The organism is Streptomyces afghaniensis, assembly GCF_044327915.1.
Classification (GTDB): domain Bacteria; phylum Actinomycetota; class Actinomycetes; order Streptomycetales; family Streptomycetaceae; genus Streptomyces; species Streptomyces afghaniensis.
On the sequence record NZ_JBIRGJ010000005.1, the window covers coordinates 511898 to 526892 of the forward strand.

The following is a 14995-nucleotide window of genomic DNA, read 5'->3' on the forward strand; positions in this document are numbered from 1 at the left end:
GTCAGGCCGCGGCGCGGCTCCGCGTCACCGCCTTCCTCACCAGCGGCCAGGCCAGCAGCAGCACGATCACCGCGTACACCGTCACCGCGAACGGCGTGTTGAACAGCCCCGTCACACTGCCGTCGCTGATCTGGAGCGCGCGCCGCAGCTGCTGTTCGGCGTTCGGGCCGAGGATCACGCCGATGACGGCGGGCAGCACCGGCAGGCCGTAGCGGCGCATGCCGAAGCCGATCAGGCCGATGATCAGCAGGATCACCAGGTCGATCACCTCACCGCCGACCGCGTACGCGCCGACCGCCGCGAAGAACATGATCCCGGCGTAGAGGTACGGGCGCGGAATGCGCAGCAGCTTCGCCCACAGCGGCGCCAGCGGCAGGTTGAGCGCGAGCAGCAGCACCATGCCGACGAAGAGGGAGGCGATCAGGCCCCACACCAGGTCGGGTTCGCGCTCGAAGAGCAGCGGGCCGGGCTGGATGCCGTACTGCTGGAAGGCGGCCAGCATCACGGCCGCGACCGCGGTGGTCGGCAGGCCCAGGGTCAGCATCGACACCAGCGTGCCCGCCGCCGAGGCCGACGCCGCCGACTCCGGCCCGGCCACGCCCTCGATGGCGCCCTTGCCCCACTCGTCCTTGTGCTTGGACAGGCGCTTCTCCGTCACGTACGACAGGAAGGTCGGGATCTCCGCGCCACCGGCGGGGATCGCGCCGAACGGGAACCCGATGAACGGGCCGCGCAGCCACGACTTCCAGGTCCGGTTCACATCCCCGCGCCCCAGCCACGGACGCCCCACCGGGATCGGCTCCGGCGGCCTGCGCCGCAGGTGCGCCGCCACCCACAGGGCCTCGCCGATCGCGAACAGACCGACCGCGACGATCACCACGTCGATGCCGTCGGCCAGTTGGAGCGAGCCGAAGGTCAGTCGCTGCTGGCCGGTCATCTGGTCCAGGCCCACCAGGCCCAGGGTGAGGCCGATCAGCAGGGAGGCGAGACCGCGGATGCGGGACGAACCCAGCACCGACGTCACCGCGATGAAGGCCAGCACCATGATGGCGAAGTAGTCCGGCGCGCCGATGTCCACGGCCAGTTTCGCGACCGTCGGCGCGAGCGCGACCAGCAGCAGCGTGCCGATCAGGCCGCCCGCGAAGTGCCCGACGGCGGCCGCCGCCAGAGCTTGCGCGCCGCGCCCGGACTTGGCCATGGGGTTGCCCTCCATGGCCGCCACCACCGCCGCGCTCTCGCCGGGCGTGTTGAGCAGGATGGAGGTGGTCGAGCCGCCGAACATCGCGCCGTAGTAGATACCCGCGAACATGATGAACGCGCCGGTCGGTTCGAGTCCGTACGTCACCGGCAGCAGCAGCGCGACCGCCATCGCCGGACCGATGCCGGGCAGCACGCCGATGGCCGTACCGAGCAGCACGCCGATGACGGCCCACAGCAGGTTGACCGGGGTGAGGGCCGTACCGAAGCCGTCCAGAAGGGAGTTGAAGGCATCCATGTCACAGCACTCCCATCAGCGGACCGCCGGGCAGGGGCACTCCGAGCAGGTTGTTGAAGACGACGTAGGTGACGAGGGACAGCCCGGCCGCGATGAGCGGATCGCGGTCGATCCTGCGGCTGCCGAGCGCGAACGCCGCACCCCAGAACAGCAGCGCGCCGGCGATGGGAAAGCCGAGCGGCTCGATCAGGACGGCCGAGCCGAGGAACACCCCGGAGAGCAGCAGCACCGTGCGCCAGTCGGCGGGTTCCGACAGGTCGACGTCCTCGCCGGTCTCGGCCTGGCCCCGGCCGCCGCGCAGCACGTCCACGGCGAGCAGGGCGGCGATCACCAGCAGGCCGGCGCCGACCACGACGGGCACGGTCTTCGGGCCGACCGGACCGCGCTGGGCGATGTCGACGTCCATGGTGAGCGCGTCCGTCAGGACGCGCACGCCCAGCACCAGCAGCAGTGCGCACACGCCGAGTTCGGAGTGCTCCCGCAGCCACGAGCGCTTGTCGCCCTGGTCCGCGGGGGGAATGTCGGTGGTCTGCGTCGTCACAGTCCCAGCTCCTTCAGCACCGAAACCACGCGCTTGTCCTCGGCGTCGAGGAACGCGCCGAACTTCTCACCGGTGAGGAAGGCGTCGTCCCAGCCGTTCTGCTGCAGGGACTTGCGCCATTCGTCCGAGCCGTGCAGTTCCTCGAGCAGCCGCACGAGCTTGTCGCGCTCTCCGTCGGTCAGTCCGGGCGGGGCGACGATGCCGCGCCAGTTGGTGAAGTTCACGTCGTACCCGGCCTCCTTCAGCGTGGGCGCGTCCAGCCCCTCGACGCGCTCGGGGCCGGTGACCGCGAGGAGACGCAGCTCGCCCGCCTTGATCTGGTCCAGGTACTCGCCGACGCCGGACACACCGAAGGCGACCTTGTTGCCGAGGATCGACGCGAGCAGCTCGCCGCCGCCGTCGAACGGGATGTAGTTGACCTGCTTCGGCGGGATCCCGGCGGCCCGGGCCATCAGCATCGGCGCGAGGTGGTCGGGCCCGCCGGGCGACGAGCCGCCGCCCACCGGGAGCTTGCCCGGGTTCTCCTTCCAGGCGCCGATGAGATCGTCGATCGTCTTGTACGGGGAGTCCTTGGCGACCACGACGACGTCCTGCTCCTCGGTGAGCCGGGCGATCGGCGTGGTGTCGCCGAGCGTCTTCGGCGCGTCGTTGGAACGGACGGCGCCCACGACCCCGAGGCCCATGGACATGGCGAGCTTGCCGTTGCCGTGCTCGCTCACCAGCCGGCTCAGGCCGACCGTGCCGCCGGCCCCGGGCAGGTTGAACACCTCGATGTTGTGGGTCAGTTTGGCGTCCTCGGCGTTCTTCGCGGCCGTACGGGCCGTGATGTCGTAGCCGCCGCCGGGCGTGTTGGGGACCATGAAACGCAGGCCCGGGATCTGTGTGCCGGTCTCGGAGCCGCTGCCGGTGGTCAGCAGCGGCGGTCCGACGAGCACGAGCACGGCGGCCCCGAGCAGGGCGAGGGGGGTGCGCAGGCGCACGAGTGCCACCACCTGTCGGTACGTCGTTGCGGGTAGGTAAAGGCCCTGTGGGGGAGGGTGACGTGGGCCACATGGTGCCCGGAGGCCGACGAGGTGTCTCGCTTGCGGAACCAACGGAGGTTTTGGTCTTTGCGGTCGCAGGGTGGGTGCCGTGTCAGGTGTCCCCGCGTTTGTTCGCGGGCAGAGCCACCTTCTCGACCTCGGTCAGCAGCTCACCGAGGGCCTCGGTGGTGTTCTGCACCCCCTCCACGGATTTTGTGAACGCCTGCGAACGCTCGGCGTCGGTCTGGTACGTCTCATCGCCCGGGGCCGTCGCGTCCCGGCAGGTGCTCGCGTGGTGCGACAGCGCGGTGAGGGTCTCGGACCACTTCTTCTGTATGCGCTGGTCGGGCACGGGAAAGTAGGCCATGGCGTCCTCCGTGCGGCGGACCAGTGTGCCGCAGATGCGGTGGAACTCCGTCTTCTCCACCCGGGCCTCTCCGTTCGGGCCGGGTTTCTCCATGGCTGCGAGGAGCGCTTCGCTGAACCTTCCTGCCGACCTGTTGATCGCAGCGAAGTGATCGAGGCCGCCGTGCGCGAGCCAGGCGAGTGCCTGCCACGCGCGGATCCTGGCCGACCTGGCGCGCGGTGCGGCTTCGACCAGATCGGTCACCGTGTCACCCGGTACGCCGGCCGCGCCCACCTTCTCGGCCGACGACGACTTGGCGGGCGCGGAGTGGGCGGCGGCGGTGAGCAGCAGAGTGGGCACGACCAGGGCGACGACGGCCCCGGCGGGAGCGAGCCGCCGCCACCGCGAGACGGGCGCGACGACGGGACCGTGCGGTGCCCCCTTGTCCGGCGTCACTTGGGTGTCCGGGGTGTCCGGGTCTGCCGCTGCCGGGGCGTGCGGGGTGGTGCCGTCCGCCGTTGCGGAGGCGGACGGGGTGGCCTTGTCCGCGGGCACGTGGGTGTCCGGGGTGCTCGGGTTCGCTACGGGGGCGTGCGGGGTGGTGTCGTCCGTCGGTGTGGAGGCGGACGGGGCGGACCGGCCGGTCGTCACTTGTGCGCCTGGGGCGGCCCGGTCCGCTGCTTCAGGGGCATGTGGGGCGGCCCTGCTCGCTGTCACCGGTGAGCCCAGGGCGACCCGGTTCGCCGTCACGGGGGCGTGCGGCGCGGACCCGTCCGCCGTCGCGGGGGTACTCGGGGTGACCCCGTCCGCCGTCATCGGAGCACCCGGCGTGACCCCGTCCGCCCCTGGCCCGGCGGCCTGTTCCGGCTGCCTGCGGCGCAGCCGCACCAGCCGCCCGACCACCCCACGCACCCCCGCACCGCCCACCGCCGCGCACGCGGCGAGCAGCACCGCCGGCGTCAGGGCGTTCAGCGCGATCCGTCTGGCGAAGGGCCAGCCGGCCGGGGGCACCCAGGCGCACCGGTCCACGAACGCGCTGAACGGTCCGAGGCAGCCGTCGGCCGAGAACATCACGAATATCGCGGCGTATCCGAAGAGTTGGGTGACGGCCACGGCCGCCAGGGCCCGCGGCAGCCACAGGTGCCGGGACAGGGCGGCCACGGCCGCGGCGGTGAGCAGGCAGGCCGCGAGAACAGCGGCGATCAGCAGCCAGCGGTGAACGAAGAGGTACGGCCCGGTGCGTTCCGCCCAGGTGGCCGGACGGCGGTGGCGCTGGAACAGGTTCACCGCGAACAGCAGCACCCAGCACAGCAGCCCGCCCGCCACGCCCGCGCCCAGCGTCCGGCGCAGCCCGGACGCCGCGGACGTGGACACGCGCAGCACCAGGGGGAAGATCCACAGAACCGGGGCTGCGACCAGGAGCAGCACACCGGCGTTGAGCGTCGTGAGCGTCGGCATGGCCTGCGTGATGGCCGACAGTTCACGGGAAAACGCCTCCCACGAACCCGGGCTCAGCTGCCGCACCATGTCGCGGTACTCCTCGGCCTGGCTGTAGACGCCCATCGCCTGGTACCAGCCGACCGCGTACCACCAGTACAGCCCGCCCCACAGCAGCACCGCGGTGACCAGCAGGTTCAGCAGCCCGGCCGCGCGGCGCAGCCATGTCCGCGCCAGACCCAGCGCCAAGTGCGTGCACTGCGCCGACCATGCCGCCGCGACGGCGGCCGTGAGGAGCAGACCGAGCAGGAACCCCGGTTCGGGACCCAGCCAGTCGGTGCTGTGCTTGCCGTTCGCGAGCTCGCCCAGCACCAGACCGCAGCCGAGCCAGAGCCCCGAACGGAGCCCGGACTCCTTCCGGCCCGAGACCTGCGCCGCCGTCACCGAACGGGCCAGCGCGACGTACAGCACCGGGGCGAGGAACGCCGTCGTCAGCCATGCACCGCCCTCGCTCGTCGATGCCCGGGGCACCACGTCCCCAGCAGTGTTGACCAGCAGCGTTCCGCTCGCCCCGACCAGCAGCATCGCCAGCGGGCCCACCCCCGACAGCCGTCCGGGCTCCGCCAGGGCGCGCCGTCTCTCTGCCCAGCTCGGATGGGTCCGCAGCAGCGCGGTCACCCGCCGGACCGAGGTGGCGACGGCGCTGTCACGGTCCCGGTGGTCCCACGCGGAGGCCGGTGCGCCGCTGCTCACAGCCCGTGCGTCGGCGTACAGTTCGCGGCGGCGCAACAGGTCGGCACGGGCGAGGTGTACCAGCCCCACCAGCAGGAGCCCCGCCAGGACGGACCGGGTGAGCATGGACGCCACCCCCGGCCAGAACGGCGAGGCGGTCCGGCCGGTGAGGCCGTCGACGAGCAGCGTGCCCTCGTGCCAGAGGTATGGCAGCAGGGCCAGCACGACGAAGGCCCGCCACAGGGCCGTACTGGCCGAGGCGTACTCCACGTCGCGGTTGCGGATGTGGGCGAGCTCGTGCAGCACGACCGCGCGGAAGCCCTCGGGATCCGTGGCCCGCCGCACGAGCAGCCCCGCGTGCAGACACACGGTGTACTCCCCGAACCGCCCGTACACCACGGCCCCGGAGGTCGTCCGCGTCGGATCCACCCGGAACCGCACGCCCGACGTGACGCCGGCGAGCTCGCGCAGGGCGCGGAGTTCCGGGCCCAGGGAACCGTCGGTGTCCAGAGACTCGGCCGGTACCGTGCGCCGCCACCGTTCACGCAGGCGCGGCTGCCACCAGTACACGAGGGCCGCGACCGCCAGCAGGGCGGCCGTCGCGGCGATGCCCTTCCAGTACTCCACCGTCGGCACGCCGGCCATGCACTCCGCGAGCGCTTCCGGACGGCGCATGGTGACCAGCAGGTTGTCCAGGTTCCGCCCGTCGGGATCCATCCCGGCCGCCAGCAGACAGCCCAGCGGGTCCCCGGGGGTGTCGTCGGGATCCGGAGCCAGGACCCCGTCGAGCATGCGGACGCTGGACGCGACGACGACCGTCATCAGCAGCGCGAAGCGCGGCCCGGTGTCGGCCAGCCCGTACCGCCCGGTGCGCGCACGCGCGGCGGCCGTCACCGACGGCGGAGTGCTCACGTGCCGTCCCCGGCGGCCGTGGAGGTGGTGCCGCCCGCGCGGTCGGGAGGCTCGGGGGACTCCGGCTCCGCCGTGGCGAGGTGTGCCACGACGGCATCCGCGAGGGCCTGCGCATCCGAGCCGTCGATGCCGCGCTCGGCCGCCCGCTCGACGATCTGTGCCCGTACGGCGGCCAGCTCGGCACGGTCCCACTCCGGCACGAGCCGGGGCGGTTCGGCGGGAGCGCGGCGAAGCAGCCGGCGCAGTCCGCTCCGGCTCCGCTCGATCGCACTGTCGGCCGCCGTGTCGATCGCCCGCCGGGCCGCCTGATCCAGCACCAGCCACACCACGGCGGTGACCAGCCCGGTGACCTCCGCCAGACCGAACCCGAGGGGCTCCCTGCGCACGCCCTGCCCGGCCAGGATCCGGACGGCCCGCTCGTCGTCCAGCGGCCACAGCGCCTCGAGGAGCGGCAGCTCATGTGGTGCGCGTTCGGCCACCACCGCCCGTACGACGCCCCGTACGGTTGCCGCATCCGCCGGTTCGATCACTGTGAACTCCCTTGTCCCCAGAAGCCGTTGGGATCCAATGCGAGCACAGTGACACCGTCCGCCGCCACCCGTCCCGGGCACGACGCGGGGGAGCCCGGGGGCGCACGACGTTCGCGTCGTGCGCCCCCTGGGTTCACCGGGCGGGCGCGGAGCAGCCCACGTCCCGGGCCGGAAGACGGCCCGTGGCGAGGTACGCGTTGACCGTGTCGTCGACGCACGGCACGCCGTACACGCCGTACACCGCGTGCTGGTCGGCGCCGGTCACGGTGATCAGGCGCGAGGAGGGCCACCTGTCGCGGACCGCCCGGGCGCCGTCGTAGCCGGTGCGCGGGTCCCCCGTGGCGTTGACCAGCAGGGCCGGAAGGTCGTCCCGGATCGTGGTCGGACGCTCGCGCGGCCGCTCCCAGAACGCGCACGGGCCGATGTTCTGCGTGACGGGCGCGAACAGCGGGTCCTGCGCCCGGGTGCGCTGCACGTCGCGCCAGTACACCTCCGGGTCGCGCGGAGCGGCGCCGTCCCCGCACAGGATCGCCGTCTGCACGCTGCCGTAGGGGGAGTCGGTGTCCGTGAGCACGAAGGCGAGCACCCCGGCGAGCCACGGGGACGGCGTGACCCGCTGCCCCTGCGACGCCCGCAGCATGTCCCGGACGCCCTGCGCGAAGTCCCCGTAGGCGGCGTCGTTGTGCTGGGACAGGCCGTTGAAGACGACCATGGGCATCACGTGCTCGTCCAGCCGGTGACCGCCGAGCCGCAACGGCGAGCGGGCCGCGGCCTTCCGGACGCGCTCCACGGTCGCCAGCACCTCGCCCCGGGTACGCCCCAGCCCGTACGTCGTCTCGCGGGCGGCGGCCCAGGAGGCCCAGCCCTCCAGCGCGCGGCGGTTGGCCCGCTCGACGCCCTTGAGCAGCCGCGGCCCGTACCGGTCCGGGTCGATCACACCGTCCAGGACGACCCGGTCGGTGCGGCCGGGGAACATCGTGGTGTACACCTCGCCGAGGTAACTGCCGTACGAGTAGCCCAGGTAGGAGATCCGCCGCTCGCCGAGCGCGGCCCGGACGACGTCCATGTCGCGGGCGGTGTTGCGGGTGGTGGCGTGAGGGAGGACGTCGCCCGCGTGGGTGCGGCAGCGCTCGGCGAGGTCCTTCGAGAACGCGGCCACGCGGTCGAACCCGGCCCGGTCCTCGCCCGCCCCGCGCCAGGCCGAGCCGGTCGGCCAGCGGCAGTCCAGCGGTGTGCTGCGACCCACGAAACGGGGGTCCACGCCGACCACGTCGTACCGGGCGGCGACGTCCTTCATCGCCTTGCGCACCCATGGCGGGTCGCCGAGAGTCTGCCCGCCGGGGCCGCCGCCGTTGAGCAGCAGCGGACCGACGCGGTGGGCCGTGTCGGTGGCGGGGATCCGGGAGATCGCGACGGTGATCGTGCGGCCGCCGGGGTCGGAGTAGTCGAGCGGGACGGTGACGTCGGCGCAGCGGGCGCCCGCCTGCTCCAGTTCCTTGCCGGTCGTGTCGTCAGGCCCGAGCACGCAGCTCTTCCAGGTGAGGCGCTGGTGGTGGTAGCGGGCGAGTGGGTCGTGGGCGAGGGGGTCGGAGCCGGGACTCGCCCCGGCGGTGGCGGGCAGCGCCGTCAGGGCGAGACCGGCGGCCGTCAGGGCGAGGGCGGCTCGTCTCGCGGTTCCCGGGAAGCGGGATAACACGGGTGGAGGTCCTTTCTGTCGCCGATGCCCCCACCGGGGCCGGCAGGGCCATGTCGAAAAGGGGGCGTGGTGCGACAGAACGCTAGGGACGGGACGGCGTCCCCTCACTCCGGCTGGCAGCCGCTTCGAGGTGGGGTCAGCCCCAGCGGGGAGGCGGGGGAATGCCGTTTCCATGGTGGTCACAACAACCGGGATCCGACCCCCGAGCTGGGAGGATGCCAGGGAAGACCTTGTGCAGGTCGCTGCAGGGGGGTTGTCCAGACATTCGCTCACGCCTAGGGTCGCCTTCCGGGTGCAAGCGCTTTCCAAGTGCTGTCCCAGCGTGTGTCCGCCGGCCGTCCGAGGAGCGCCGCATGTCCTTGTCCCCCGCCCGCCGCCGCGTGGCCGTCGTCGGCACCGGTGCGATCGTCAGCGGCAGTCATCTGCCCGCGCTGCGGGCCCACTCAGACCGGGTGGAACTGGTCGCCGCCGTCGACGTCGACCAGGAGCGCCTCGACGCCTTCCGCGAGCTGGCCGGCGGCCGGGTCGCCGGGTACACCTCGGTGGACGCGATGCTGGACGCCGTACGCCCCGACCTGGTCCTCATCGGGACGCCGCCCGCCCTGCACCGCGACCAGACGGTGGCCTCGCTCAAGGCCGGCGCCTGGGTGCTGTGCGAGAAGCCGCTCACCCTCTCACTCGCCGAGTACGACGAGATCGCCGCCGCCGAGGAGGCCTCCGGGGCGTACGCGGCGGTCGTCTTCCAGCACCGCTACGGATCCGGCGCGGTACACGCCCGCGAGCTGATCACGAGCGGCGAGCTGGGCACCCCGCTGGTCGCGCACTGCCAGACCACCTGGCACCGGGACGCCGCCTACTACGCCGTGCCGTGGCGCGGCAAGTGGGCCAGCGAGGGCGGCGGGCCGACGATGGGTCACGGCATCCACCAGTACGACCTGCTGCTGCACCTGCTCGGCGAGTGGGAGGAGATCCGTGCCATGGCCGCCCGGCTCGTCCACGACACCGAGAGCGAGGACGTCTCCACCGCGCTGGTGCGGTTCAAGAGCGGCGCCCTCGCCACCGTCGTCAACAGCGTGCTCTCCCCGGACGAGGTGAGCCGTATCCGCATCGACTGCGCGGACGCCACGGTCGAACTCACCCACCTGTACGGCCACACCAACGACAGCTGGGTCTACACCCCGGCCCCGCACGTCGGCTCCGACCGCGCCATCGCCTGGCGCACGCCCTCGAACGACGTGCCCAGCTCGCACACCGCCCAGCTGGGCGCCCTCCTGGACGCCTACGACAACGGCACCCGGCCACCGGGCAGCGGCCAGGACGCCCGCGCCACCCTGGAGTTCGCCGCCGCCCTGTACAAGGCGGCGTTCACCGGCGGCTCCGTGCACGCGGGAGAGATCGGCCCCGGCGACCCCTTCTACGAGGCCATGCACGGCGAGTACCCCGACTGGGCCCCCAAGGAGCGCGCATGAGCATCCGAGTCACCCACACCCACGGCGAGGACATCGCCGTCACGGCGGCGAACGGCACGGAGATCCTCCGCTACGTCTACCGCCCGGACCCGGATCCCTTCGAGTCACGCAAGCCGTACGCCCACCCGGTGCGCACCCTGTCCGGCCGCACGGTCACCGGCTACCGCCCGAACGACCACCGCTGGCACAAGGGCCTGCAGATGACCGCGAGCCATCTGTCCGGCCAGAACTTCTGGGGCGGCAACTGCTACGTCCACGGCCAGGGTTATCTGCGCCTGCCGGAGCGCGTCGGCTCCATGCGGCACGACGGCTTTACGGAGTTCACGGTCGAGGACGACCGCCTCGCCTTCACCGAGGAACTCACCTGGGTCGAGAACGGCGGCGAGGAGTGGTCGCGCGAGGTGCGGGGGCTGACCGTCCACTCGGTGGACGAGGAGGCCGGCGCCTGGGCCCTGGACTGGTCGATCCGTCTCACCAACGTCCGCTCCGAGCCCCTGGCCTTCGGTTCCCCGACCACCGCGGGCCGCGAGATGGCCGGCTACACCGGACTCCAGTGGCGCGGCCCGCGCGACTTCACCGGCGGCACGGTCTTCGCCCCGGACACCGACGCGGACGCGGGCAAGCTGATGGGCTCCCAGGGCCCCTGGCTCGCCTTCACCACCGAGCACGACGACGTGGACGGCCACTCCACCCTCGTCTTCGCGCACGCGCCCGAGAACCTCGACGAGACGTCCGCGATCCACGAGTCGCACTGGTTCGTCCGCTCCGAGCCCTTCCCGACGGTCGCCTTCTCCTGGGCGTTCTTCGAGGAGTTCGAGCTCCCGCCGGGCGAGTCCTTCGCCTTCCGCTACCGGCTCGTCGTCGCCGACGGCGCCTGGGACCGCGACCGGGTCGGCACGCACCTGGAGGGCCTGCCGTGGTGAACGACCCGAAGCCCGCCCTGCCGCACCCGCTGCCCGGCGCGATCGGCCTGTCCCATCTGAGCGCCTACGACTGGGAGGCCGCCGACGGCGTCTGCGGCGGCAGCCCGCATCTGCACCTGGTCTGCACCGAGGCATACGTCGTCACCGGCGGCCGGGGCGCGGTCCAGACGCTCAGCCCCGACGGCTACCGGGACATCCCCCTCGCGCCCGGCTCCATCGCCTGGTTCACACCGGGCACCGTGCACCGCATGGTGCAGGGCGGCGACCTGCGCATCACCGTGCTGATGCAGAACAGCGGCCTGCCCGAGGCCGGGGACGCCGTGTTCACCTTCCCGCCCGAGGTGCTCGCCGACCCGGAGAAGTACGCCGCCGCGGCGACCCTGCCGCCCGGCACGGGACCGGAGACGGCGGCGGCCGCCCAGCGCCGCCGGGACCTCGCCGTGGAGGGCTACCTCGCCCTGCGCGAGACGCTCGTCGCCGGCGACAACGGCCCGTACCTGGAGTTCCAGCGGGCCGCCGCCCGGATCGTGCGCGACAAGGTGCCCACCTGGCGCGCCCTGTGGCAGGCGGGTGCCCTGGCCACCGCCGAACGCACCGGCGCCCAGCTCGACGCGCTGGCCGGCGGCGAGCCCGCCTACCTCGGCGAGGCCACCGCCTACGAGGCCGCGCCCACCCGGCTCGGCGGCTTCGGCATGTGCGGCCGGCGCGACGAGTACAACCTGCCCGGGACGACGCTGCCGTACCAGGGGGAGTAACGAAGCAGGGGGGCGAAGGGGGGCCGAGAGAGTCCGAGGAAAGGAAGAGGTGACCTCGGCATGCCGCGACACAGGACAACGGGGTTCTGCGCGTCGGCCGCCGCACTGGCACTGTGTGCCGTGCTGGCGGGCTGCGGAGGATCCGGGGAATCGGCCGGCGGTGGCAAGGTCGTGCTGCGCTACACGTGGTGGGGCAACCCCGACCGCGCGGAACGCACCGAGCAGGCCGTCGCGCTGTTCGAGAAACAGCATCCGAACGTCGACGTGACGACGTCGTTCTCCGGCTACGACGCCTACAAGCAGAAGCTCGCCACCCAGGCCGCCGGCGGTGACGCGCCGGACGTCATGCAGCTGGACTACCGCCAGATCGACCAGTACGCCTCCGGCGGCGTCCTGCTCGACCTGGCGAAGCAGAAGTCCGTTCTGCACACCTCCGAGATCGACCAGGGACTGCTGGCCACCGGCCGCGTGGACGACGTCCAGTACGCGATCCCGCAGGGCCGCGGCACCGAGACCGTCGCCTACGACGTCGCGACCTGGAAGAAGTCTGGCGTGCCCCTCCCCGGCAAGAGCTGGACCTGGAGCCAGTGGGCCGACACCATGCGGGCCCTGGCCGAGAAGACCGGCAAGCCCGGGGCGACCGACCCCGGCCAGAGCGAGGACGCCTTCGAGGTCTGGCTGCGCGGGCAGGGCAAGGCCCTCTACACCGAGGACGGCGGGCTCGGCTTCACCGCCGACGACCTCACCCGCTGGTGGACCTTCACCGACAAGCTGCGCCGCGAGGGCGCCGTCTCGCCGGCCGAGCAGACCACCCAGCTCGACGGCTCCGTCGAGAACACCCCGCTGGGGCGCGGCACCTCCGTCACCGACGCCAACTGGGACGCCCCGGCCAGCGGCTTCCTCGCCCTCGTCAAGGGCGGCGTCGCGCTCGCCCCCATGCCGTCCGGCGAGGACGGCACCCCCGGCCAGTACTTCAAGCCGTCCATGTTCGTCGGAGTCTCCGCGAACACCGCCCATCCGAAGGAGGCGGCGCAGCTCGTCGACTTCCTGGTCAACGACCGGCAGGCCGCGAAGATCCTCGGCGCGAGCCGCGGCATCCCCGTCAACGAGACCGTCCGCGACGAGATCGGCCCGCAGCTCAAGGACTTCGACAAGACCATCGCCGACTTCCAGGCGTCCCTGGAGGGCAAGCTCAAGGATCCGCCCCAGGCACCGCCCGCGGGTGACAACGCCCTCCAGAGCACCTTCCAGCGCGACTACGACCAGGTCTCCTACGGGCGCATGTCGCCCCGCGAGGCGGCCGAGAACTACATCACCGAGGCGAAGGCGGAGCTGAGGTCATGACCACCACCGCGATCCCCGCGGAGGCGAAGCGCGCCCCCGCCGCAGCCCCGAAGCGCCGCCCCAAGCGCGAACGCGAGGGCGCCGCCTGGGTGTTCCTGTCGCCCTGGGTCCTCGGCGCGATCGTCCTGACACTGCTGCCGATGGCCGTGTCGCTGTACCTGTCCTTCACCGACTACGACCTGTTCAACCCGCCGAAGTGGGTGGGCCTGCGCAACTACGTGCAGATGTTCACCGAGGACCCGCGCTACTGGCGCTCCGTCGTGACCACGGTGACGTACGTCGTCATCGCCGTGCCCCTGCAACTGGCCCTCGCCCTGGTCGTCGCGCTCGCCCTGAAGGGCATGAAGCGGGGCAAGGCCTTCTACCGTTCCGCCTTCTACGCGCCCTCGCTGCTCGGCGCCTCCATGTCCATCGCCCTGGTCTGGCGGGCGATCTTCAACGACGGCGGCACGGTGGACAACCTGCTCGGCACCGGCGGCTGGGTCAACAAGCCCGGCTGGGCGCTGCTCGCCGTCGCGCTGCTGACGGTGTGGCAGTTCGGCGCGCCGATGGTCATCTTCCTCGCCGGTCTCCAGCAGATACCCGCCGAGCTGTACGAGGCGGCGGCGGTCGACGGGGCCGGGAAATGGCGGCAGTTCCTGTCCGTCACCGTGCCGATGCTGTCCCCGGTGCTGTTCTTCAACCTGGTCCTCCAGACCATCCAGGCCTTCCAGGTGTTCACGCCCGCCTTCGCGGTCAGCGCGGGCAAGGGCGGGCCGGCCGACTCGACCCTCGTCTACACCATGTACCTCTACGACCGCGGCTTCGTCGCCTCCCACATGGGCTACGCCTCCGCCATGGCCTGGGTGCTGCTCCTCGTGATCGGTGTGGTCACGGCGGTGCTGTTCCGCACCTCGCGCTCCTGGGTCTTCTACGCCTCCGAGGGGGACCGATGACCTCGACCGCCGTTTCCCACAAGCCCGTCCGCTGGGGGCGGGTCGCCGTCCACCTGGGCTGCCTGGCCGCGCTGCTGGTCATGCTGTACCCGCTGGCGTGGCTGCTGGCCACCTCGCTCAAGCCCGCCGACGAGGTCATCGCGAGCCTGAACCTGCTGCCCGGCCACCTGGAGTGGTCCAACTACTCCACCGCCATGGAGGGCGTCAACGACGTCTCCATCTGGCGGCTGCTCACCAACTCCCTGCTGATCGCGGGCGGTGCGGTCCTCGGCAACGTCATCAGCTGCTCGCTCGCCGCGTACGCCTTCGCCCGTCTCAGGTTCCGGCTGCGCGGGCCGCTGTTCGCCTTCATGATCGCCACGATCATGCTGCCGCACCACGCCGTGCTGATCCCGCAGTACATCATCTTCAACCAGCTGGGCCTGGTGAACACCTACTGGCCGCTGATCCTGCCGAAGTTCCTCGCCACCGAGGCGTTCTTCGTCTTCCTCATCGTGCAGTTCATGCGCGGCCTGCCGCGTGAGCTGGAGGAGGCGGCCCGGATCGACGGCTGCGGACCCTTCCGCAGCTTCTTCCAGGTCGTGCTGCCGCTCACCCGGCCGGCCCTGATCACCACCGCCATCTTCACCTTCATCTGGACCTGGAACGACTTCTTCACCCAGCTCATCTACCTGTTCGACCCGGACAAGTTCACGCTGACCCTGGCGCTGCGCTCCTTCGTGGACGCCTCCAGCACTTCCGCGTTCGGCCCGATGTTCGCGATGTCGGTGATCGCGCTGCTGCCGATCGTGCTGTTCTTCCTCGCCTTCCAGCGGTTCCTGGTGGAGGGCATGGCCAGCTCCGGACTGAAGGGGTGAG

The 14995-nt window shown here is 72.1% G+C and carries 12 protein-coding genes; 6 read left to right on the top strand and 6 right to left on the bottom strand.

Annotated features, from left to right (window positions below):
- Window position 1: 1 nt before the first annotated feature.
- The 6 genes from ACH4G3_RS20990 to ACH4G3_RS21015 all read right to left on the bottom strand — a co-directional run bounded on the left by ACH4G3_RS20990 (window position 2) and on the right by ACH4G3_RS21015 (window position 8711).
- Complete coding sequence (locus ACH4G3_RS20990; RefSeq protein WP_397625912.1) at window positions 2-1495, bottom strand: tripartite tricarboxylate transporter permease; 1494 nt, start codon at window positions 1493-1495, stop codon at window positions 2-4.
- A 1-nt stretch (window position 1496) separates the two neighbouring features.
- Complete coding sequence (locus ACH4G3_RS20995; protein WP_397625913.1) at window positions 1497-2036, bottom strand: tripartite tricarboxylate transporter TctB family protein; 540 nt, start codon at window positions 2034-2036, stop codon at window positions 1497-1499.
- Complete coding sequence (locus tag ACH4G3_RS21000) at window positions 2033-3016, bottom strand: Bug family tripartite tricarboxylate transporter substrate binding protein (protein WP_397626180.1); 984 nt, start codon at window positions 3014-3016, stop codon at window positions 2033-2035. The genes ACH4G3_RS20995 and ACH4G3_RS21000 overlap by 4 nt, the downstream gene beginning before the upstream one ends.
- Window positions 3017-3170: 154 nt before the next feature.
- Window positions 3171-6485 carry a M48 family metalloprotease gene (locus tag ACH4G3_RS21005; RefSeq protein ID WP_397625914.1) on the bottom strand — a complete coding sequence of 1105 codons (3315 nt, stop codon included), beginning with the start codon at window positions 6483-6485 and terminating at the stop codon, window positions 3171-3173.
- On the bottom strand, window positions 6482-7015 hold the full coding sequence (locus tag ACH4G3_RS21010) for a hypothetical protein (RefSeq protein ID WP_397625915.1): 534 nt from the start codon (window positions 7013-7015) through the stop codon (window positions 6482-6484). The genes ACH4G3_RS21005 and ACH4G3_RS21010 overlap by 4 nt, the downstream gene beginning before the upstream one ends.
- 133 nt (window positions 7016-7148) lie before the next feature.
- On the bottom strand, window positions 7149-8711 hold the full coding sequence (locus ACH4G3_RS21015; protein ID WP_397625916.1) for an alpha/beta hydrolase: 1563 nt from the start codon (window positions 8709-8711) through the stop codon (window positions 7149-7151).
- A 353-nt stretch (window positions 8712-9064) separates the two neighbouring features.
- On the opposite strand from ACH4G3_RS21015, the gene ACH4G3_RS21020 reads away from it, so the two are divergent.
- From ACH4G3_RS21020 to ACH4G3_RS21045, 6 genes are read left to right on the top strand one after another with little or no spacing between them, the layout of a single operon-like run.
- A complete protein-coding gene (locus ACH4G3_RS21020; protein WP_397625917.1) occupies window positions 9065-10180 on the top strand; it encodes a Gfo/Idh/MocA family protein in 1116 nt (371 codons plus the stop codon).
- Window positions 10177-11103 carry a DUF6807 domain-containing protein gene (locus ACH4G3_RS21025; protein ID WP_397625918.1) on the top strand — a complete coding sequence of 309 codons (927 nt, stop codon included), beginning with the start codon at window positions 10177-10179 and terminating at the stop codon, window positions 11101-11103. The genes ACH4G3_RS21020 and ACH4G3_RS21025 overlap by 4 nt, the downstream gene beginning before the upstream one ends.
- Entirely contained in the window at window positions 11097-11858 is a 762-nt protein-coding gene (locus ACH4G3_RS21030) for a cupin domain-containing protein (protein WP_397625919.1), read from the top strand. The genes ACH4G3_RS21025 and ACH4G3_RS21030 overlap by 7 nt, the downstream gene beginning before the upstream one ends.
- Before the next feature lie 60 nt (window positions 11859-11918).
- Entirely contained in the window at window positions 11919-13202 is a 1284-nt protein-coding gene (locus ACH4G3_RS21035; RefSeq protein ID WP_397625920.1) for an ABC transporter substrate-binding protein, read from the top strand.
- Window positions 13199-14137 (top strand): carbohydrate ABC transporter permease, encoded by a 939-nt coding sequence (locus ACH4G3_RS21040; RefSeq protein ID WP_397625921.1) that lies wholly within the window; start codon window positions 13199-13201, stop codon window positions 14135-14137. The genes ACH4G3_RS21035 and ACH4G3_RS21040 overlap by 4 nt, the downstream gene beginning before the upstream one ends.
- Window positions 14134-14994: a carbohydrate ABC transporter permease gene (locus tag ACH4G3_RS21045; protein WP_397625922.1), complete on the top strand. Its 861-nt coding sequence runs from the start codon at window positions 14134-14136 to the stop codon at window positions 14992-14994. The genes ACH4G3_RS21040 and ACH4G3_RS21045 overlap by 4 nt, the downstream gene beginning before the upstream one ends.
- Window position 14995 lies beyond the last annotated feature (1 nt).

Coding starts and splice junctions, on each gene's coding strand:
- ACH4G3_RS21040 (WP_397625921.1), top strand. CDS start 13,199: ATGACCACCACCGCGATCCCCGCGGAGGCGAAGCGCGCCCCCGCCGCA.
- ACH4G3_RS21020 (WP_397625917.1), top strand. CDS start 9,065: ATGTCCTTGTCCCCCGCCCGCCGCCGCGTGGCCGTCGTCGGCACCGGT.
- ACH4G3_RS21035 (WP_397625920.1), top strand. CDS start 11,919: ATGCCGCGACACAGGACAACGGGGTTCTGCGCGTCGGCCGCCGCACTG.
- ACH4G3_RS21045 (WP_397625922.1), top strand. CDS start 14,134: ATGACCTCGACCGCCGTTTCCCACAAGCCCGTCCGCTGGGGGCGGGTC.
- ACH4G3_RS21025 (WP_397625918.1), top strand. CDS start 10,177: ATGAGCATCCGAGTCACCCACACCCACGGCGAGGACATCGCCGTCACG.
- ACH4G3_RS20990 (WP_397625912.1), bottom strand. CDS start 1,495: ATGGATGCCTTCAACTCCCTTCTGGACGGCTTCGGTACGGCCCTCACC.